Annotated in this window: 16 protein-coding genes, 1 tRNA gene and 1 riboswitch; of the genes, 1 reads left to right on the forward strand and 16 read right to left on the reverse strand. The window is 72.5% G+C overall.

Features of this window, described 5'->3' with window-relative positions:
- Positions 1–138: 138 nt before the first annotated feature.
- The 4 genes from ACFZAM_RS33785 to ACFZAM_RS33800 all read right to left on the reverse strand — a co-directional run bounded on the left by ACFZAM_RS33785 (position 139) and on the right by ACFZAM_RS33800 (position 6,653).
- Positions 139–224 (reverse strand) — tRNA-Leu (locus ACFZAM_RS33785).
- A gap of 334 nt (positions 225–558) precedes the next feature.
- The gene (locus ACFZAM_RS33790) at positions 559–1,878 is read right to left on the reverse strand and encodes a cyclopropane-fatty-acyl-phospholipid synthase family protein (protein WP_355346932.1); all 1,320 of its coding nucleotides are present in this window, start codon (positions 1,876–1,878) and stop codon (positions 559–561) included.
- A gap of 311 nt (positions 1,879–2,189) precedes the next feature.
- Positions 2,190–3,578 carry an NAD(P)/FAD-dependent oxidoreductase gene (locus tag ACFZAM_RS33795; RefSeq protein WP_355346929.1) on the reverse strand — a complete coding sequence of 463 codons (1,389 nt, stop codon included), beginning with the start codon at positions 3,576–3,578 and terminating at the stop codon, positions 2,190–2,192.
- Positions 3,579–3,911: 333 nt separating this feature from the next.
- Positions 3,912–6,653, reverse strand: coding sequence for an NACHT domain-containing protein (locus ACFZAM_RS33800; RefSeq protein WP_391051591.1), 2,742 nt, complete (start codon positions 6,651–6,653; stop codon positions 3,912–3,914).
- Between the two features lie 422 nt (positions 6,654–7,075).
- Between ACFZAM_RS33800 and ACFZAM_RS33805 the strand changes: the two genes are divergently transcribed.
- Positions 7,076–7,843 (forward strand): methyltransferase domain-containing protein, encoded by a 768-nt coding sequence (locus tag ACFZAM_RS33805; protein WP_391051594.1) that lies wholly within the window; start codon positions 7,076–7,078, stop codon positions 7,841–7,843.
- Here the strand turns inward: ACFZAM_RS33805 and ACFZAM_RS33810 are convergent.
- The 12 genes from ACFZAM_RS33810 to ACFZAM_RS33865 all read right to left on the reverse strand — a co-directional run bounded on the left by ACFZAM_RS33810 (position 7,840) and on the right by ACFZAM_RS33865 (position 20,216).
- On the reverse strand, positions 7,840–8,850 hold the full coding sequence (locus ACFZAM_RS33810; RefSeq protein WP_391051597.1) for an exopolyphosphatase: 1,011 nt from the start codon (positions 8,848–8,850) through the stop codon (positions 7,840–7,842). The two genes, ACFZAM_RS33805 and ACFZAM_RS33810, sit on opposite strands and share 4 nt — an antisense overlap.
- Positions 8,847–9,443, reverse strand: a complete 597-nt coding sequence (locus ACFZAM_RS33815) for a DUF501 domain-containing protein (protein ID WP_391051600.1) — start codon at positions 9,441–9,443, stop codon at positions 8,847–8,849. The genes ACFZAM_RS33810 and ACFZAM_RS33815 overlap by 4 nt, the downstream gene beginning before the upstream one ends.
- Before the next feature lie 41 nt (positions 9,444–9,484).
- Positions 9,485–9,979 (reverse strand): septum formation initiator family protein, encoded by a 495-nt coding sequence (locus ACFZAM_RS33820; RefSeq protein WP_355346914.1) that lies wholly within the window; start codon positions 9,977–9,979, stop codon positions 9,485–9,487.
- A 138-nt stretch (positions 9,980–10,117) separates the two neighbouring features.
- Complete coding sequence (gene eno, locus ACFZAM_RS33825; protein ID WP_355346911.1) at positions 10,118–11,398, reverse strand: phosphopyruvate hydratase; 1,281 nt, start codon at positions 11,396–11,398, stop codon at positions 10,118–10,120.
- 168 nt (positions 11,399–11,566) lie between these two features.
- The gene (locus ACFZAM_RS33830; protein WP_391051603.1) at positions 11,567–12,283 is read right to left on the reverse strand and encodes a transglycosylase family protein; all 717 of its coding nucleotides are present in this window, start codon (positions 12,281–12,283) and stop codon (positions 11,567–11,569) included.
- Between the two features lie 3 nt (positions 12,284–12,286).
- A riboswitch (cyclic di-AMP (ydaO/yuaA leader) is annotated at positions 12,287–12,470 on the reverse strand.
- 305 nt (positions 12,471–12,775) lie between these two features.
- Entirely contained in the window at positions 12,776–13,822 is a 1,047-nt protein-coding gene (locus ACFZAM_RS33835) for a transglycosylase family protein (RefSeq protein WP_391051605.1), read from the reverse strand.
- Between the two features lie 297 nt (positions 13,823–14,119).
- Positions 14,120–15,433, reverse strand: a complete 1,314-nt coding sequence (locus ACFZAM_RS33840) for a cytochrome P450 (RefSeq protein ID WP_391051607.1) — start codon at positions 15,431–15,433, stop codon at positions 14,120–14,122.
- 9 nt (positions 15,434–15,442) lie between these two features.
- On the reverse strand, positions 15,443–16,219 hold the full coding sequence (locus ACFZAM_RS33845) for an endonuclease V (protein ID WP_391051610.1): 777 nt from the start codon (positions 16,217–16,219) through the stop codon (positions 15,443–15,445).
- 5 nt (positions 16,220–16,224) lie between these two features.
- Positions 16,225–17,283 (reverse strand): nucleoside triphosphate pyrophosphohydrolase, encoded by a 1,059-nt coding sequence (locus ACFZAM_RS33850; RefSeq protein WP_391051612.1) that lies wholly within the window; start codon positions 17,281–17,283, stop codon positions 16,225–16,227.
- Positions 17,284–17,355: 72 nt separating this feature from the next.
- Positions 17,356–18,024 carry a SurA N-terminal domain-containing protein gene (locus ACFZAM_RS33855; RefSeq protein WP_355346893.1) on the reverse strand — a complete coding sequence of 223 codons (669 nt, stop codon included), beginning with the start codon at positions 18,022–18,024 and terminating at the stop codon, positions 17,356–17,358.
- Positions 18,025–18,205: 181 nt separating this feature from the next.
- The gene (locus ACFZAM_RS33860; protein WP_391051698.1) at positions 18,206–18,967 is read right to left on the reverse strand and encodes a glycoside hydrolase domain-containing protein; all 762 of its coding nucleotides are present in this window, start codon (positions 18,965–18,967) and stop codon (positions 18,206–18,208) included.
- A 466-nt stretch (positions 18,968–19,433) separates the two neighbouring features.
- Positions 19,434–20,216, reverse strand: coding sequence for a DUF1524 domain-containing protein (locus ACFZAM_RS33865; RefSeq protein ID WP_391051615.1), 783 nt, complete (start codon positions 20,214–20,216; stop codon positions 19,434–19,436).
- Positions 20,217–20,225 lie beyond the last annotated feature (9 nt).

Below are 20,225 nucleotides of genomic sequence, written 5' to 3' on the forward strand. Positions count from 1 at the left end.
GAGCCCCCCCCCCCCCCCCCCCCCCCCCCCCCCCCCGCCCCCCCCCCCGGCGGCGCCGGGGGCGTGGGGGCACCGTGCTCGCACGGTGCCCACCGGGCGGTCCTCTGGGTGGAGCGGGGTCACCGCCGGTGAGGGCGGTGGTGCCCGGAGCCGGACTTGAACCGGCACGCCCCCGAGGGGCAGCGAGGTTTAAGCTCGCCGTGTCTGCGTTCCACCATCCGGGCCGGCGAGGCGCAGTGAAAAGCGTATCGGGGTTGGAGATCCCGAACAGGGCGCCCAACCGGCCATGTTGTCTTATTTTAGGGGTTACTGACGGGGTGTTAGTACGAGTTCCAGGGTTCTTGGGCTGAACAGGCACCGTTCACAGCAGTATCAGTCGCCACGCACAAGTGACGCGAAATCGCTCTCCGCGACCGGATCTCGCCCTCCGCGCTCAACCGGGCCCCGCTCAACTCGCCTCAGCACCACCCAAACCCAGCACAGCACAAACCCAGCCGGCTCGGCGCAACAGGCTCAGCTCAGCCGGGCTCGGCTCAGCCGGGCTCGGCTCAACCGGGATCAGCTCAGCCACGCCGTGCGGGTCGCGGGCATGCCGGGGTCGCCGTCGGGGGCGGTGCGCACCGCGAGGACCTGGTTGACCCCGATCCGGTTGCGCTCGAAGGCCAGTGCGGAGGCCGCCATGTAGAGCCGCCAGACCCGGGCGCGCCCGGCCGACGTGGCCCGCGCGGCGGCGCCCCAGGCGTCCTCCAGATTGCGCACCCAGGCGCGCAGCGTGCGCCCGTAGTGCTCGCGCAGCGCCTCGACGTCCCGCACCTCGAACCCGGCCTCCTCCAGCCGGGCCACCGTCGACCCGACCGGCGCCAGCTCCCCGTCGGGGAAGACGTACCGGTCGATGAACTCGTCGATGCGGTACGACTCCTCGTCGCGCAGCGGGCGGCGCGCGATCTGGTGGTTGAGCAGCCGCCCGCCCGGCCGCAGCAGTCCGTACAGCGCCTGCGCGTACTCGCGGTATCGCTCGCTGCCGACGTGCTCGGCCATGCCGATGGACGAGATCGCGTCGTAGGGGCCGTCCTTGACGTCCCGGTAGTCCTGGACGCGGATGTCGATACGGTCGGTGAGCCCGGCCTCGGCGATCCGCTTGCGGGCGAAGGCGGCCTGCTCGGTGGAGAGCGTGACGCCGGTCGCGTGGACGCCGTAGTGCTCGACGGCGTGCAGCACCATCGACCCCCAGCCGCAGCCGACGTCCAGCAGCCGCATCCCCGGCCGGAGGCCCAGCTTGCGGCAGACCAGGTCGAGTTTGGCGGACTGCGCCTCCTCCAGCGTGGTCTTCTCGCCCTCCCACACCGCGCAGGAGTAGACCATCGAGGGGCCGAGGACCAGCGAGTAGAAATCGTTGCCCACGTCGTAGTGGTGGGCGATGGCCGCCTTGTCGCGCGGCCTGCTGTGGGCGATCCCGGTACGGCGGCGGACCTCCTCGGGCGGCGGCGGGGGCGGCAGCCCGGGCCCGGCCAGCGCGAGGGCCGCGCGGGCGACGCGGTAGTTCGCCGGGTCGCGCAGGACGCCCGCGGTACGGCGCACGGCGGCGGCCGTACTCTGCGCGGGCCCTTCCTCGCGCTCCCAGAACAGCCCGGACAGCAGGCCGAGCGCCTCGTAGAAGTCGCCGTCGACATCGAGGTCGCCGGAGACATAGGCGCGGGCCAGGCCCAGCTCGCCGGGCTTCCACAGCAGTCGGCGCAGCGCGCGGCGGCGCCGGATGACGAGGACGGGGGCGCCGGGCGGCCCGGCCTCGCTGCCGTCCCAGGCGCGCACGCGCAACGGGAACGGAGTCGAGAGGGCGTGGTCGGCGAGTTCGACGATTCTGTGAGCCGCGTCAGCCATGCTTCCGAGCGTACGACTGAAAGACAGTCTCCGCTGACGAATCTACGTTGCGGATACATGCATTTTTTCCGGGGCGGTCACCGGGGGCGGCGCGGGCGCCGCGCGGCGGAAGCGGAGGACGCCGCGCGGGTGCGCGGGACGGGCGGCGAGGCGCCGCCCCGACCGGACACGGCGGGGCGTCCGGCGGCTCGGGAGCAGGCCGCGCGGGCAGGTCCCGGAAACGGCGCCGGGTACGCCGAAGGGCGCCCGCACCACGGATGGCGGGCGCCCTTCGGACGGTGGAGCGGGTGCGGCGCGCGCGCCGCGGCGCGTCAGGACGCCTTGGCGGGTTCCGCCGTCTTCTCGGCGGGAGCCGGCACCGCCGCGGCCGGAACCGGAGCGGGGCGGGCGGCCTCGTAGAACTCCTCGCGCGGGTTCTCGATCGCGCCGAGCGAGACGACCTCGCGCTTGAGGAACATGCCGAGCGTCCAGTCGGCGAAGACCCGGATCTTGCGGTTCCAGGTCGGCACGGCCATGCCGTGGTAGCCACGGTGCATGTACCAGGCCAGCCGGCCCTTGACCTTGATCTTGGCCTTGCCGAAGACGATCATCGCGACGCCCTTGTGCAGGCCGAGACCGGCGACGGCGCCCTTGTTCGCGTGCTTGTACTCCTGCTGCGGGAAGCCGCGCATCCCGGAGACCACGTTGTCGCCGAGCACCTTCGCCTGGCGCAGGGCGTGCTGGGCGTTCGGCGGGCACCAGGCGCCCTCGCCCGCGGCGAGGTCGGGGATCTGGGCGTTGTCGCCCGCGGCCCAGATGTAGTCGCTGCCCTGCACCTGAAGGGTGGGGGCGGTGTCCACGTGACCGCGCGGGCCCAGCGGCAGACCGAAGCGGGCGAGCGCCGGGTTGGGCTTCACACCGGCCGTCCACACGATGGTGGAGGCGTCGACCTCCAGGCCGTTGGCGAGCACCACGTGCTTGTCGACGCAGGACTTCATCGACGTGCTGAGGTAGACCTCGATGCCGCGCTCGCGCAGGTGCTCCAGACCCCACGTGCCGAGCTGCGGGCCGACCTCGGGGAGGATCTTGTCCGCCGCGTCCACCAGGATGAAGCGCATGTCCTCGCGCTTCACGTTCGGGTAGTACTTGGCCGCGTCGCGGGCCATGTCCTCGACCTCGCCGATGGTCTCCGCACCCGCGAAGCCGCCGCCGACGAACACGAAGGTCAGCGCCTTGCGGCGGATGTCCTCGTCGGTCGTGGAGTCGGCCTTGTCGAGCTGCTCCAGGACGTGGTTGCGCAGGCCGATCGCCTCCTCCACGCCCTTCATCCCGATACCGTTCTCGGCCAGGCCGGGAATCGGGAAGGTACGGGAGACCGCGCCGAGCGCGATGATCAGGTAGTCGAACGGCAGCTCGTAGGACTCGCCCACGAGCGGCTCGACCGAGGCGACCTTGCGGTCCTGGTCGATGTCGACGACCCGGCCGGTGAGCACCTCGGCCCCGGGCAGGACGCGTCGCAGCGGGACGACGACATGCCGCGGGGAGATGCTGCCGGCGGCAGTCTCAGGAAGGAAGGGCTGGTACGTCATGTACGAGCGCGGGTCGACGACTGTGACGGTCGCCTCGCCGTACCGCATCTTCTTCATGATGCGACGCGCCGCGTACAGGCCGACGTAACCGCCGCCTACTACGAGGATCCGTGGACGCTCCGTGGTGCTCATGGCGACAAGTATTCAGCACGTCCCAGGGGGGTGCTCGTGAGCCCCTTCACAAGGTACTGGACACCCTGTGCTATCCTGCCCGGCTTCATGACCAGGGCCTATCTGACCTGCGCGGACTCCTCCGCACCGCCCGCTCCGGCCACCGCCTCTGAGCAGCGCTGATCGATCACCGCTCATCCGTCGTTCCGACGCCCGTCACACCGCCGAAACACTCTCCCGCCAAGGATTCAGGGGGTTTGACACGCGGTCACCTTGGAAAATTTGGGCCGCGGGGCGGGAACTTCATGTGAAGAGTTTCACAAAGCTTTTCCGGAGGAGGGTCCTCCGGCCGGGTCATCCGGCCCCCGTGCGGGTGAAGACGTGGGTCGTCCGGGTCCCCGGCGCGGCCTCCATCGTATGGGTCCAGTGCAGGAAGCCGGCCTCCTGAAGCTGCTGGTCGAGCCCGTCGTCGCCGTGGGAGTAGAGCCGGAATTCGGTCAGCGCGGGGAAGCACTCGCGGAGCCGTTTGAGGTAGTCCGCGACCTCGCCGACGCCGAACACCATGTCGGACCTGACCGCGAGGACGGACAGCCCCGGAAAGCGCTCCGCCAGCAGCCGCGGATCGAGCGTGGCCGGGGCGGCCCGCACCGACAGCAGCCATACCGCGCGCCGCGCTTCGGCGGGCCACAGCCCCGCCATGCGCCACGCGCTCAGGCCGCAGTCGGGACAGGCGCAGTCGTCGAACCACAGTTCCTGGACGCCCGGCGCCGTCGGCGCCGGGAACCGGTCGTGCCGGACGGAACCGTCGAGGGACAGCACCAGCAGGGCGGGGGGCAACTCGAGGCCGGACAGGCCCGGCTCGGGGTCGACCAGACGCAGTGAGCGCAGATTCCGCAGCCGCCGGACGACCGCGTAGCTGTCGGCGGCGCCGTCGACCGTGAGGTCCGTGACGCCGGTCAGCCGGTGGAGATGGGGCAGCTCGTGCGGCCCCACCGTCAGCGGCCCGAGCCAGGACAGTTCGGAGAGCACGACATGGGCGAACTCCGCCGTGTCGAAGTCGGGCCACATGCCGACCAGCCGCCGCTCGGTCTCCAGGTCGGGGACCGCGGCGAAGCGGGCCAGCAGCCGCATGGCGGAGGGCCCGCCGACCAGGCGGCAGGTCTCCAGGATCGCCCGCACCACCCCGGGCGCCAACTCGGGCCGGGGGCCGGGCATCTGATCGAGCACCACCTCGCCGAGATTCGCCAGCGCCGCGGCCTGCGCCGGATTCTGCGGGGGGATCAGCTCCGCCGCCCGCCGTCTCGCCTCGTCGACGACGCGCGGGTCGATCGCGGTGCCGTCGCCGACGCAGTCCACGGCGAGAACGGTCAGCCGCAGCCGGTGGGCCTTGTCCCGACGGGCCCGTTTCAACAGGGACTTGATCAGGTGATCGCGCTCGGAGTCCCGCGCCCGCCCGGACACCATCACCACGACGTCCTGCCACTGGTCCTCGTGCGCGTGCTTGATCAGCAGGGCCAGATCGCCGTCGTTGAGCAACTGGTCCGCCGCCAGGTACTCCTGGAAGGTGCGGTGCACGAAGTCCACCGAGTCGTGCGCCGGGGCGCGCAACAGCCCCGACCGCTCCAGCAGTTGGCGGGCCACGGCGGCGGATTCCTCGGGGTACTGCGCCGAGTCCGCGAGGTACGCGGCCACCCGCCCGGTGAGCTGGGCGAAGGAGATCTCGGTCAGGTCGTTGCGGATCATCCAGTACGCGAGCCTGCGCAGCAGCATCTCCTGGACTCCGCTGCGCAGCCGCGGGCCCTCCACCGCGATGTTCCGCTGCTGGTCGCGGCGGACCAGCAGCATCTCCAGCGCCGCGTCGTACACCTTGACCCGGTCGTCGGGAAGCTGCATGTCCCGGTCCCAGTGCAGCGCGCAGAGCAGGGCGCACAGCAGCGGGTTCCCGCCGAGTCTGCGCAGCTCGCGCCGCTCGGACAGGCTGCGCACGAGAGCGTGCTCGTACGTCGTCAGGCGCGCCCGTTCCTCCGCGTCCTCGGCGGTGGACCGCATGGTGGTGTGCCAGTGCTCGATGAACTGGTTCTGGTCCGACGGACTCATCGGGGCCAGCTCGAAGGAGGCGAAGCCCATCGGGGCGAGCCAGCGTTCGGTCACGGCCGCCTGCCGCGAGGTGACGACATACCGGCAGTCCGGGTATCCGCTGGTCAACTCGCGCAGCCAGTCGCGGACTTCGTCGCGGCGGCTCGCGGGCAGTTCGTCCACGCCGTCGATCAGCACCAGGCTGTGCGCGGAGTCCAGCGCGTCCCGGACGAAGCCGTCCGGCGCGACGTCGGCGAGCGTCCTGGCCGCGTAGGTCAGGAAGTCCTCGGGGGCGGGCAGCGGCCGTTCGGCGAAGTGCCGCAGCGGGAGGAAGAACGGCGTCGCGCCGTTCCACCGGCCCATCGGCTCCGGCAGATCGCCCCGAATGGCTCCCACGGCAAGCCACTTGAGCAGCGTGGTCTTGCCGGAACCGGCGTCTCCCCTGATCAGCACCCGCTTGGCGGCGTGGATCGCCTCCTGCACGCGCTGGGCGCTGCCCTCGCCCTGGACGGTGAGGCTGATGTACGACGTGCTCATCCGGTAGCGGAAGTCCGAACGGCGCAGTGTCACACCGAACAGCTCCATCGTGTCCAGCAACGTCTCCACGCACGGGTGGTACTTGGCGAGGAACGCCTGCTCGGCCGCGGTGCGTACGGCCGCGGCCGACGGCGCCGGTTCCCCGACCGCCGCGGCCTTCGCCGTCAACGTCGCTTCCCGCTCGGCCGACTTGGCCCGCACCCACCGCTCGCGGCACTCGCGCCGGACGTCCTCCGCGCGCTCCCGGCCGCCGCCCTCGTGGAGGACGCAGGCCACCGCGATCGAGACGGCGTCGTCGACCGAGGGCAGGCTCTCGCCCTGCAACGCCCGGCCCAGCGTGGACTTCGGTACGGGGCGGCCGCGCGGGACGGCGCCGGTCAGCCGGGCCAGGACGGCCAGCGACGGGTCGCCCGCGTGGGCCCGTAATCGTGCCAGCCACACCGCGAAGTCGGCCGCCGCCGACAGGTCCTCCGACTGATCCATGCCCCGCCGTTCCGGTCTGCCCAACCCTGTCCAGCCCTGCCCGACCCCGTCCAACCCTGTCCAGCATCTTCCCGCGTGCTGGAGGCGGTGTCCGGGCTCCGGCTCAACTCGTCACGTACACAGAGAAGAAGGAGAAGGACATCGTGACGGTCATCGAGACGGCGGCGGCAGCCGCGCGGACGGAATTCAGCTGAGAAAGTGTGCCGGCGCTCGCCCCGGGAGGCCCTTCGCCGGGCTTCCGCGGGGCCGCCGGGGACGTGCGGGCGGCCCCCCGGCGGACTCCCCCGGCCGGGTCGGACCAGGCCCGCAGGCGGCGCGTGAAGGGGTCGCCACAAAGGCTCTGACCTGGGCTTTCATGCCCGATGGGCCTAGCGTTCTCCCTGTCGGAAACGCCGGAGAAGACCGGAGAAGAGGGGGCTGGCGTGGAGCGGGACATCAGGTCGGTGGAGGACGTACTGAGGCTGCTGGACGGGCTGTTCGCCGGGGACGCGGACCGGTGGACGGCAGGGGCCGCCGGGTGGTGGGACGGGTTCTACGGGGACCGGGAACGCGGAGTGCCGTTCTTCGTGGACAAGCCGGACGAGAACCTGGTGTCCTGCCTGGACCGGGAGGTGGTGCGGCCGGGACGGGCGTTGGACCTGGGGTGCGGGCCGGGGCGCAACGCGGTGCTGCTGGCGCGGCGCGGCTTCGAGGTGGACGCCGTCGACCTGTCACCGGCCGCCGTGCGATGGGCGCGGGAGCGGGCGCGCGCGGCCGGGGTGGAGGGAATCCGCTTCCACGAAGGGGACGCCTTCGCGCTGAGCGAGGGCGACGACGGCGACGGCATGGGCGCGGGCGCGGGCGCGTTGAGCGGGCCGTACGACCTGGTCTGCGACTCCGGCTGCTTCCACCATCTGCCGCCGCACCGCAGGATCAGCTATCTGGCGCTGCTCGACCGCGTGCTCGCCCCCGGCGGCCATCTCGCGCTCACCTGCTTCGCCGCGGGGGCGATGGGCTCGGAACTGCCCGACGCGGACTTCTACCGGGACGCGCGGCTGCACGGCGGCCTCGGCTACACCCCCGAGTCGCTGCGCTGGATCTTCTCCGGCCTGACCGAGGTCGAACTGCGCCGCATGCGCGACGAGCCGAAGGACTCCCCGCACTTCGGGGAGCCCTTCCTCTGGACGGCCCTGTTCCGCAGGGACGGCTAGGGCCTGTCCCGGCCCGCCGACTCCGCCACGGCATACGCGATCCCGTCGAGGATGTCGTGTTCGCTGACCACGACCTCCTTCGCGCCCGTGCGCTCCATGATCCGCAGCAGCACCAGCGCGCCCGCGCCGATCACGTCCACGCGGCCCTCGTGCATCACGGGGATCGCGGCGCGCTCGGCGTGGGTGGCGGCCAGCAGCCGGGCGGTGATCTCCGCGACCTGCTCGACGGTGATACGGGAGTGGTGGATCGCGGCGGAGTCGTACGCGGCCAGGCCGAGCGCGATGCCCGCGACGGTGGTGACCGACCCGGCCAGACCCACGAGCGTACGGGCCCGGTCGAGGGGGACAGCGCGGGCCGCTTCGTCCAGGGCGGCGTCGATGTCGGCGCGGATCGCGGCCACCCGGTCGCCGGTCGGCGGGTCGACGACCGCGCCGTCCGCCACCAGGTGCCGTTCGGTCAGGCGGACGCAGCCGATGTCGACCGAGCGGGCGGCGGTGACCGTGTCGTCGCCGAGGACGAACTCGGTGGAGCCGCCGCCGATGTCGACCACCAGATACGGCGTGTCCAGGGCCTCGGCGCCGGTCAGGCCGCGGGTGGCGCCGGTGAAGGAGTAGGCGGCCTCCTGGTCGCCGCTGATCACCTCGGGCTCGACGCCGAGGAGGGAGACGACTCCGCGCACGAAGTCGTCCCGGTTCTCCGCGTCGCGGGACGCGGAGGTCGCCACGAAGCGGACGCGGTCCGCGCTGACGCCGTGCTCCGCGATCACCTCCGCGTACTCGCGGCAGGCCGCGAAGGTCCGCTCCAGCGCCTCGGGGGCCAGCCGCCCCGTGCGGTCCACGCCCTGGCCGAGCCGGACGATCCGCATCCTGCGGTCGAGGTCGGTCAGCGCGCCGGTCGCGGGGTCGACGTCGGCGACGAGCAGCCGGATCGAATTCGTCCCGCAGTCGACGGCCGCCACGCGGACGGTCGTGCCCCGCGGCCCGTCGGTCGCCGTAGCGGTCGTCACGCGGACTCCTCCGTCTCGGGGGCGGTCCCGGTCCCGGTCGCGGTTCCGTTTCCGGTCCCGGTCGCGGTTCCGGTCTCCGTCGCGGGGGCGACGCACGGGCCCTTCGCCCACCACTCGGGCAGCATGGCGATGGCCTCGTCGCCGAGCGGGTTCACGCCGGGGCCCGCGGCCAGGGAGTGGCCGACGAGCACGTGCAGGCACTTGACGCGGTCCGGCATGCCGCCCGCGCTGGGGAAGCCCTCCAGGACCTCGATGGCGTCGCGCCGCGCGATGTAGTCCTCGTGGGCCGCGCGGTAGGCCGCGGCCAGCTCCTCGTCCTCGGCGAGCCGGGCGGTCATCGTCTTCATCACGCCGTCGGCCTCCAGCGTGCCGATCGCGGACGCGGCGCGCGGACAGGTCAGGTAGTACAGCGTCGGGAAGGGCGTGCCGTCCTCCAGCCGGGGCTGGGTCTCGACCACGTCCGGGTTGCCGCAGGGGCAGCGGTGCGCGATCGCGCGCAGGCCGCGCGGCGGGCGGCCGAGCTGCGCCGTGAACGCGGCGACGTCCGCGTCGGTGGGCGGGGTGGGGGCGGTGGGCTCGGGGTGCTTCGTCATGGGCCGTTCTAGGTCGGGGGCGGTACGCGGGGAGCGAGGGGTCAGTGCCGGGGCGCGGCGGCGGCGTCGGCGTGGTCGAGGCTGTCCCACAGATTGTCGTACCAGGGGCGGTGTGCGGCGGCCTCGTTCGTCGTCCGGTGGTCGGCGGCGGCGTCCCCGGTCGGGGCCGGCGCCGCCACGTTGTAGCCGGTCTCGCCGGGCAGGACGAAGTGCAGGTGCTCGCGGGCCTGCGTCCGTACGTACTGCGGGTCCTGCCAGCGCGCCTTCTCCTCGCGGAGCTCCTCGACCCGCTGGCGGGCCTTCTGGGCCTCGCGGCGCTGGTCGGCGATGTCGGAGCGCTGGGCGATGTACTGCCGTGTCGGGTAGGCGAGCGCCACGACCAGGGCGCACAGCACCAGGGCGAGCAGCGCCGCGCGGCCGGTGAGCTTGTTGCGCCGCGGCGGGCGCCGCTTGGCCGCCGCCCGGTACACCCGGGCCTGCGCCTCCTGGCCGATGGCCTTCAGCCGGGCCGAGGTGGAGAACCGATCCGCCCCCACGCCGTGTCTCCCCTCGCCGTCCTCGCACGCCGTCGCGTCCACACGCTGCCGTACGGGCGCGCACGCCAGTACGTCCCCGCCCACGGTACGGGACCGGGTGCGGGGACGTACGGAGGCCGGGGCCCGGAAACGGACGGCTCAGTGCTTGAAGCGGGGGAACGCCGAGCGACCCGCGTACACGGCGGCGTCGTCCAGGATCTCCTCGATCCGCAGGAGCTGGTTGTACTTGGCGACGCGCTCGGAGCGGGCCGGGGCGCCGGTCTTGATCTGGCCGCAGTTGGTGGCGACGGCCAGGTCGGCGATGGTGACGTCCTCGGTCTCGCCGGAGCGGTGCGACATCATGCACTTGTAGCCGTTGCGCTGGGCCAGCTCGACGGCGTCCAGCGTCTCGGTGAGCGAGCCGATCTGGTTGACCTTCACCAGCAGCGCGTTCGCCGTGTCGTTGTCGATGCCCTTCTGCAGGCGCTCGGGGTTGGTGACGAACAGGTCGTCGCCGACGATCTGCACCTTGCTGCCGAGCTTCTCGGTGAGGACCTTCCAGCCCGCCCAGTCGTCCTCGAACAGCGGGTCCTCGATGGAGACCAGCGGGTAGGAGGCGACCAGGTCCTCGTAGTACTCGGTCATCTCGGCGGCCGAGCGCTCCTTGCCCTCGAACTGGTACTTGCCGTCCTTGTAGAACTCGGAGGCGGCGACGTCCAGCGCGAGCGCGATGTCCTGGCCGGGCGCGTACCCGGCCTGCTTGATGGCCTCGATGATCAGGTCGAGCGCCTCGCGGTTCGAGCCGAGATTCGGCGCGAAACCGCCCTCGTCGCCGAGGCCGGTGGACAGGCCCTTGGTCTTCAGCACGCCCTTGAGCGTGTGGTAGACCTCGGCGCCCCAGCGCAGCGCCTCGGAGAAGGACTCCGCGCCGACGGGGGCGATCATGAACTCCTGGATGTCGACGTTGGAGTCCGCGTGCGAGCCGCCGTTGAGGATGTTCATCATCGGCACGGGCAGCACATGCGCGTTCGGGCCGCCCAGGTAGCGGAAGAGCGGCAGGTCGGACGCCTCGGAGGCGGCGTGCGCCACGGCGAGCGAGACGCCGAGGATCGCGTTGGCGCCGAGCGAGGACTTGTCGGGCGTGGCGTCCAGGTCGAACATCGCCTGGTCGATCAGCCGCTGCTCGGTGGCGTCGTAGCCGACCAGCTCCGGGCCGATCTGCTCGATGACGGCGAGGACGGCCTTTTCGACGCCCTTGCCCTGGTAGCGGTTCTTGTCGCCGTCGCGGAGTTCGAGGGCCTCGAATGCGCCGGTGGAGGCGCCGGACGGGACCGCCGCGCGGCCGGTGCTGCCGTCGTCGAGGCCGACCTCGACCTCGACGGTGGGGTTGCCTCGCGAGTCGAGGATTTCCCGGGCTACGACGACGTCGATGGACGGCACGAGTGTCTCCTTCAGTCCTTCTGAGATGTCTCTGTCTTTTTCGACCTGAGCCTAACCGTCTTCGGTGTCGCGCCCGGTACCGAGCCCGGACCCTGAGACGGAAAAAGGCCCCGGCCGGGCACGCTCGGGGGAGAGTACGTGCCCGGCCGGGGATCACATCCCGTGGCCTCAGCCCAGGTGCAGGTGCTGGCCCGGGTAGATCAGGTTGGCGTCCTGCACGATGTCCTTGTTCAGGTCGAACAGGTGCTGCCAGCCGCCGGAGACGTGGTGCGCGGTGGCGATCTTGGAGAGCGAGTCGCCGGAGACGACGGTGTACTCGCCGTTGCCCTTGCCGTGGCTCTTGTGGTGGGTGACCGGCGCGGAGGTCTCGGCCGGGGCCGGGGTGCTCTGCTGCTGCGACGGCTGCGAGGAGCTGTCGGAGGAGCCGGTGTTCGAGGAGTCCGAGCTGCTGGAGCCGGAGGAGCTGGAAGACGACGACGAGGAGGACGACGACGGCGACGAGGTGTCGACGTTCGCCGCGGAGCCGCCCGAGGTCAGGTTGCCGGCGCCTGCGCAGGCCCAGGCACCCGGGCCCTGCATGGCGAGCAGCTTCTCGGCGGTGGCGATCTGCTGGTCCTTGGTGGCCAGGTCGGCGCGCGCGGCGTACTGGGTGCCGCCCGCGGCCTCCCAGCTCGACTGCGAGAACTGGAGGCCACCGTAGTAGCCGTTGCCGGTGTTGATGGACCAGTTGCCGCCGGACTCGCACTGGGCGACGGCGTCCCACGTGGAGACGGAGGCGGCGGAGGCGGAGGTGGCTCCGAGGAGCGGTACGGCGATCGCGGTGCCGGTGACACCGGCGAGCGCGGCGATGCGGACGAGCTTGGACGTACGGCGGTGCTTAGCCATGGTTCGTGTCCTCACCGACGCCTGCGAGGTGAGCTGTCGGGTTCGGGCGTGAGTTGCCCGGCCGGATCCGCGACCGCGGATTCCGTGCTTAACCCCGAGCCGGTGCGTTCCGCAGGCTGCGTGCCGTACGAACGTGACCGGCGAAAGACCTTGGGTCCCCCGCTCCTGCCTACGGCGCTTTCGCGTCGACTGTTCCCGTCGGTCGGCGGCAGGACTCGGCGTTCCTGACCGGCGGGGCCCGCTGTGGCGAGCGATGACGACGCTAAGCACAGGCGCCGGAAAGGACAAACATCCGCGTTCCGCCCGCGCACCGCTCCCGCCCCCAGGGCGGGTTCAGAGAATCGCAGGTCACAGGGGCCGGTTTCAGCGCTCTGCGAGCGGGCGGTCACAGGGGCGGGCGAGAGGCTTGTCACACGGGCCGCGGAGGACGTCGTACGGTTCGTCCGGTTTGCCCCCGCGGCCGTGACGGACGGTCAGGAAGACGCGGAGCCCTCAGCCGAGGTCAAGTGTCAGGATCTGACCCGGTTTGATGAGGTTCGGGTCCTGGCCGATCACCTGCCGGTTGGCGTCGTAGAGACCGCTCCAGCCGCCCTGGACGTGGTGGCTGGAGGCGATACCGGCGAGCGAGTCGCCGTACGCGACGGTGTAGTCGTGGCCGCCGTCGGCGCTGTGTCCGGTGTCGCTGGCGCCGGTGGCTCCGGTGCTGCCGTCGTCCGAGCCCTTGCCGGTGTCCGTACCGCTGTCCGCGCCCGCGTCCGTGACGGCGGTCAGCTCCGTACGGGTCGCCTGGTCGGCCGCGGCCAGCTCGGCGTCGGTGGGCACGTACGGCTTCGCGTGGCGGCCCGTGCCGGGCGTCGCGGGCGCGTCGGCGGTGGGCGAGCCCGGAGTGGTCCGCGAGCCGTCACCGGGCGACGTGGGGGTGACGGGGGCGGTGGGCGCCGTGGGCGTCACCGGGGTGACCGTCGAGCCGTCGGCGGGCCCGGTGGGCGTGTCCGTCCCCGGCGCGGTCGGGATGATCGTCGGCAGCGACGGGTCGGTGTTCGAGCCCCCGGTGCCGCCGGAGCCGCCGGTCGTGGCGTCGCCGGAGGGCGGGGTCGAGGCGGACGGCGCCGGGGTGGTGGGGGTGGCCGCGGGCGTGCCGCCCGCCACGGGCGGCGTCACGGCGTCCAGCAGCCCCGTACCGTCCTCACAGCCGGGCCAGGCGTTCGGCCCGAGGTCGGCGAGCATCCGCTCGGCGACGGCGATCTGTTCCGTCCTGGACGCGAGGTCGGGGCGTGGCGCGTACGCCTGGCCGCCGTAGGCGTTCCAGGTGTCCTGGGTGATCGCCAGGCCGCCGTAGAAGCCGTTGCTCGGGTCGGCGCTCCACAGGCCGCCGGTCTCGCATATCGCGACTTTGTCCCACGTGCTGGAGTCCGCGGCGTGCGCGGCCCCCGCGCCGAGGAGCGGGAGTGCGATCCCCGCGCCGGTCGCCGCGACGGTCACCATGGCCGCCGGGGCCTGTCGCGGTCGGCGGTGCCGGCCGTTCCCGGACGAGAGCATGCGGTCGCCTTTCTCGTAAGCCTTACGCGCCGGAGCGCGGTGCGTGACGTGACGGCGGCGGGGAGCGGGCCGGAGCCCGCCGACGTTGCTGGTGCTGTTGCTGCTGTTTCCGCTTCCGCTTCCGTGACGTCCGCCGCGTCTGGCGCGAGCCGTCCGCGAGAGGTGGCCGTCCGTACGCACCGTGCCCGTACGAGCGACCGCGCTTCTCGCGTTGACCGCAGAACGTAGCGGTGTTGGCCAACGGATCACAAGTCGGTGTAGCGATCATCACGTCGCGATCACGACCGTGACGCGCCGTCACTTCTGTTGTGCGGCCTCGGCGGTGAACGACACCGGCAGCGTACGCAGTCCGCGCATGATCAGTCCGCCGCGCCAGCGCAATTCGGCCGGATCCGCCGCGAGCCGCAGGTCGGGGAGGCGGGTGAGAAGGGACGCGAGCGCCGTCCTGGCCTCCAGCCGGGCCAGCGGCGCGCCCAGGCAGTAGTGGATGCCGTGGCCGTAACCGAGGTGGGGATTGTCACGCCGGGCCAGATCGACGGTATCGGGCGCGTTGAAGCGCGCGGGGTCGCGATCGGCCGCCGCGAGTACCACCAGTACGGGGTCGCCCGCCGCGATCGACTGACCGCCGAGGCTCAGGTCGCCGGTCGCGTAGCGCCAGGTGGCCAGCTCCACCGGGCCGTCGTAGCGCAGCAGTTCCTCCACCGCGGTCTCCAGCAGGCCGGTCTCGCCCGCGGCCAGCGACTCCTGGAGGCGGGCGCGCTGCTCCGGGTGGCGGAGCAAGGTGTGCACCCCGTTGCCGATGAGGTTGACAGTCGTCTCAAAACCGGCGAAGAGCAGGATGAAGGCCATGGCGGCGGCCTCGTTCTCGGTCAGGTGCTCGCCGTGGTCGCTCGCCCGGATCAGACCGGAGATCAGGTCCTCGCCCGGGTCTTCTCTCTTACGGTGGATCAGCTCGACCAGATACGCGCGCATCCGCTTCACCGACCGCGCCACTCCGCCGCGCGGGCCGCCGCCGTGCCGGATCATCATCCCCGCCCAGTCCCGGAAGTCGTCCTGGTCCTGCGGCGGCACGCCCAGCAGGTCGCAGATCGCGTAGATCGGCAGCGGGAAGGCGAAGTCGTGGATGAGGTCCGCCTCGCCGCTCGCCGCGAAGCCGTCGATGAAACGGTCCGTCAGCTCCTGCACCCGCGGCCCGAACTCCGCGACCCTGCGCGGGGTGAACGCCTTCGACACCAGGCGGCGCAGCCGCGTGTGGTCCGGCGGATCGATGTTCAGCAGATGCGTCATCAGATCCGCGCTGCGCTCCCCCGGAATCCCGGTCTTCCCCTTAGCCCCCGCCGACTCCGCGTGATGCACCGGATTCTTGCTCAGCCGGCCCTCCGCCAGCGCCTCCCGCGCGTCCGCGTACCGCGTCACCAGCCACGCCTCCACCCCGCTGGGCAACGTCGTCCGCCGCACGGGCGCGTGCTCCCGCAGCCAGGCGTAGGCGGGGTAGGGGTCGGTGGCGAATTCCCACGTGAAGAGGGTGGGGCCGCCGTCGGCCGGGTCGGTGGGGGCGGGGGTGGGGCCGGTGGGCGAGTCGGCGGTGGGGTCGGTGGTGGGGTCGGTCATGCGCCGACGCTATCCGGCCCGGCCGCGTTCCCGGCTCACCGGGACCTGGCCGTTGCGGGGGCGGGGGCGGGGGCGTCCGAGGCTCTCTGAGGTTGTGGACGCCAGGGCGACGCGGCTCAGGCGGTCGGACTGGCGGGTGGTTTCGGGGAGGCGGTAGGCGGGGGCGAGGGTCAGGGTGTGGGCGCAGGCGGTGGCGAGGTCGATGCCGTGGCCGGTGGAGACGTAGACGGGCTTGACGCCGGTCCGGGTGCGCAGGGCGCGGCCGACGGTTTCGCCGCCGTCGAGGAGGTCGGCGTACGCGCCGCGCTCCGGGGCGAGGGCGTCGGGGTCGTAGCGGCCGACGAACGGGGTCTTGGCGACTCCGGCGGTCGGCAGCCCGGTGAGCACGCCCAGGTGGCAGGCGAGGCCGAAGCGGCGCGGGTGGGACAGGCCGTGGCCGTCGCAGAGCAGCAGGTCGGGGGTGGCCCGCAGGGTGCGCAACGCCTCGACGAGGACGGGCAGTTCGCGGAAGGCGAAGAGTCCGGGCACGTACGGGAAGGTCGTGGTCGCGGTGGCCGTGGCGCGCTCGACCACGTCGAGCGTCGCGGTGTCGATGACGACCACGGCCGCCGCGACGAGGTCCCCGGTGCCGCGTCCGTCGCCCGCGTAGGCGACGTCGAGCCCGGCGACCAGGCGGGGCGCGGCCGGTCCGGGGCCGCGGTGGTCGGCCAGCGGGCGCAGCCGGTCCTGGAGCGCCAGCGCCTCCGCCTCGTCGGCCGGCCACGCGTGCGGCACGTCGACGCGCATCGGGGCTAGCCCGCCTCGGTCGTACGGGGTGGCTCGGCGGTACGGGTCCGCTCCGCCGTACGGATCGCGTCGCGGTAGCGGCGGGCCGCGTGGCGCAGGGCGGCTTCCGGGTCGAGGCCCGCGGCTTGGGCGGCGGCGGCCTCGGCTAGGAGGTGGTCACCGAGGGCGGTCTCGTCGGTGGCGGGGGTGGCAGGGGCGGGGGTGCCGTCAGCCGGGGTGTCGTCGGCCGGGAGCGGGAGGCCGGCCTCCCGGGCGCGGCCCGCGAGCTTGGCGGCCAGGGCGAGGGCGGGCGAGGCGAGGGGCACGCCGTCGGTGACCGAGTCGCGGGACTTCTCGACGCCCTTGAGACGGATCCAGTTCGCCCGCACCTGCTCGGGGGTCTCGGCGACCTCGTCGCCGAAGATGTGCGGGTGCCGGTGGACGAGCTTGTCCACCAGTCCCCCGGCCACGTCGTCGATGCCGAACGGCTCCTCGGGGTCGCCCTCCGCGATGGCCGCGTGGAAGACGACCTGGAGCAAGACGTCGCCCAGCTCCTCGCGCACCGCCGCGCGGTCCCCCTCCTCGATCGCCTCGACCAGCTCGTACATCTCCTCGATGCCGTACTTCGCCAGGTCCTCGTGCGTCCGCAGACTGCTCCACGGGCACTCGGCCCTGATCCGGTCCATCACCTGGACGAGGTCGAGCAGCCGGGCGCCGGGCAGGTCGTACGAGCCGGGCAGCAGCTCCAGGTCGGGCATGGCGACCCGTCCCGAGCCGCCGAGCCTGGCCAGTTCGTCGGTGACGGCCGGGTCGCCCGCGCCGCCGCCGGGCGGCAGATAGACGACCGTACGGCCGCCCGCCGTCGCGTCCACCAGCTCGCGCCCGCCGGGCGTCGCCAGCTCGACCCGTACCCCCGCCTCGCGCAGATACGGGAGCTGCGGATGCTCGGGGTCGGCGCAGACCACGAGGTCGGCCTCGCGCAGCGTCTGCCAGGCGGGCCAGGAGAGCTGTCCCGGCGCGACCCGGTGGCTGGTCGTGAGCAGCACCAGCCGCCCGGGCGCGTTCGCGTCGTCTACGTCGTTCACCCCTCGAACGTACCCCGGACCACCGACATGCCCTGCGGGCGGCCGCTGCACGGACCGCGCGGCCGGGTCCGCCTACGCGCTCGGGTCCGCCGGGGTCGCCGTCTTGGTCACGACCCACGGCTCGTTGGTGGCGCCGACGATGGCCTTCTTGGCGTCCCAGGTGCCGTAGCGCGGGTTGACGTCCACGCCGAGCGACTTCGCGGTCTTGGAGATGACGGCGATGGCCGCCGCGTTCCCGGTGTCGCTGCCGGGCTGGAAGCCGAGGCTCTGGATCAGCTTGCCGACGGCGATGTTGGTCCGCAGGAAGGTGTCGATGCCGGACGGCACGATGTCGTACTGCTGGAGCAGCGCCGCCTCGAACTGGCTCTCGTCACCGCCGAACTGCTGCAACGCCTGCGCGTGCGACTGCTGCACCTCGGCGGTGCTGACCGAGAGCCCGGCGTCGGACACGGCCTTGTCGATCACCTTGTTCTGCACCAGCATGCTCAGCGTCTGCTGCGGCAGCTTGCCGCTCTGCCCGATGAGCTGCGCCGCCTGCGGCGACTTGCTCTGCGCGTCGCGCACCTGGTCGACCTCGTGCTGGAGCGTGGCGATCGAGATCTTCTGGTCCCCGACCACCGCCGCGGCCCCCGGGTGCGCGGGTCCCGAACCGCACGCGGTGAGGGCGGGCGATGCCGCCAGCAGCGCGGCTGCGGCGATCGAGACGGCGGTGCGGCGGCGGACCATGGTGCCTCCCGGCATGGGAACGACCTAGCGGTACTGAAGCGATGATCGAGTACGAGGATATGGACCGGGGCCCGCCGATTTCCAGCACTCGGCGCAAACGGCTCTCCTCGCGGGGGAGAGTACGCCTCGCGGCCGGGCCGCCGCGCACCCGGTGGGCCCTGCCGCCTTTGTCCCCGCCACCCTCACCGCCCCGCCGTCAGACGACGGCGACCGGGCCGTCCCAGGCGTCGCGGTCCACGGTCAGCGTGACGCCGCCGTAGGTCTCCTTGGAGTTGACCAGGAACTGGTGTCCGCGCCGGTGCCCGGTCCACAGATTCGCGGCGAACGGGAAGCCGGAGGTGGTGCTGTTGACGCCGTCGTACTTGGCGTACCAGAAGGCGTCCGGCATGTCGTCCATGGTCGCCTTGGCCGCCGCCACGGCAGCGGCGCTGGACGAGCTGAAGCCGTAGAAGCCCGCCAGGTAACCGCCGGTGTGCAGCGCCCGGTTCCACGCCTGGACGTAGGTGAGGACGGCGTTGTTGCACGAGGTGTCGGAGACGGCGTACGGCTCCATGTCGAGGTAGAGCGCGCTGGCCGGGCGCATACCGAGGGCCGCGGCCTTCTTCACCGCGTCGGCGCCGTCGCGCGCGCCGAGCGTGGCCGCGTTGGCCGCCGTGAGCCGTTCGGGGCTGTTGCCGGTCTGGCAGGGCGGCTGCGCGCCGACGTAGATCGGGATGAGCTTCCAGCCCGCCGCGCTGACGGTCGTCACCCACGAGGACGTCAACTGGGGTTGTGCGCAGCCGCGGTTGGCGCCGCCGATGTAGACCGCGGCGGCGCCGTAGGGCGAACCGCTCTTCCAGGACGCCATCTTGCTCGCGCTGGGCGCGGTGCAGGTGTCGAAGGCGAGGCCGGTGAAGGTGCGGACGAAGCCGCTGAACGGCGCGGCCGGACGGCGGGTCTGGCGGGGTACGGACGGCAGGGAGCCGGGGACCGAGGCGACCGGGTTGCCGGGCTTGGCCGTCTGGGCGGCGGCCGGGGCGTGCGACGCGGAGGGGCTGCCGCTCGGGGTGCCGGCCGGGGAGCCCTTCGGGGCCGCGTTCTTGGCGCCGTTCGGTGCGTTGAGGGTGCTCGTCGCGCCCTGCGGGGCGTTCGCGTCGGCGGACCGGTTGGCGGCCTGGCCGGCCGCCGCCGACCCGCCCGTACCGCCGCCGGACGTGGCGCCCACGGCGAGTGCGCCGCCGCCCCCGACGACGATCACTGCGGCGACTGTCGCGATGACGCGGTACCGCATCGGCTTGGGCAGGCGACGGCTGTTCGACACGGGGTCCTCTGGGGGCTCGGGCGGCGCGATCCACCAGAGGCGATCGGAGTGATCGCGGTGCGCGCGGCCAGCAAAGTATGGCGGGGCCGCGCGCCGTTGACAATCACACCGCGGCCCCCCGGCGTCACCCTCCGCACTGCGCGAGCATCGTGCCCTTGTCCGCGCTGGTCACCGGCAGTTGGTACTTGATCGAGACCTGTGCGACCCGGACCGCGTACGAGCACCGGATCTGCTTGTTCGGCGGCAGCCAGGACGCCGGTCCCGAGTCGCTCTTCGAGCCGTTGGACGGCCCGTCGACCGGGATGAGGTTGAGCGGGTCGTTGGCGATCGACTCCCGCTTGTCCTTGCTCCAGTGCGCCGCGCCCATCTGCCAGTCGTACGACAGCGGCATCACGTGGTCGATCTGGACCGTGGTGGCCTTGGTCTTGGTCCACTTGATGACCCGGCCGGTGTACGGGTCGTTGAGCGTCATCGTCGCGATCACGCACTTGGACGTGCCCTTGTAGTGGACGTCGTCGCCGTCCCGCTTGAGCAGGTCGTTACGCGTGTCGCAGCCGTTGTGCGCGAAGGGGACGGAGGGCGCGGAGTCCATCCACGCGGCGCCGAACTGCGCCCGCGAGTAACCCGTCTTGGGGCCGCGGCCCTTGGTCTTCACCTTGGCGATCAGGTCGCGCGCCTTCTTCTTGTCGGCGTCCGAGGTGATCGCGGCCAGACCGGCCTTCGTCCCGTCCGGGTTGTCCAGCGGGCTCACCGCCCGCCCGTTGCCGGCCGCGGGGCCCGCCGCTCCCGACGGGTTCGCGCTGCCCGTCGGGTCGGCGCCGAGCGTCGTGTCCTTGCACCCGGCCACGCCGATCACCGCGAGCAGGGTCGCGGCGCAGGCGAGGCGCCGGGATATCCGTCTGTCCATGTACGCACC

This window comes from Streptomyces sp. NPDC008079, assembly GCF_042957385.1.
Lineage (GTDB): Bacteria > Actinomycetota > Actinomycetes > Streptomycetales > Streptomycetaceae > Actinacidiphila.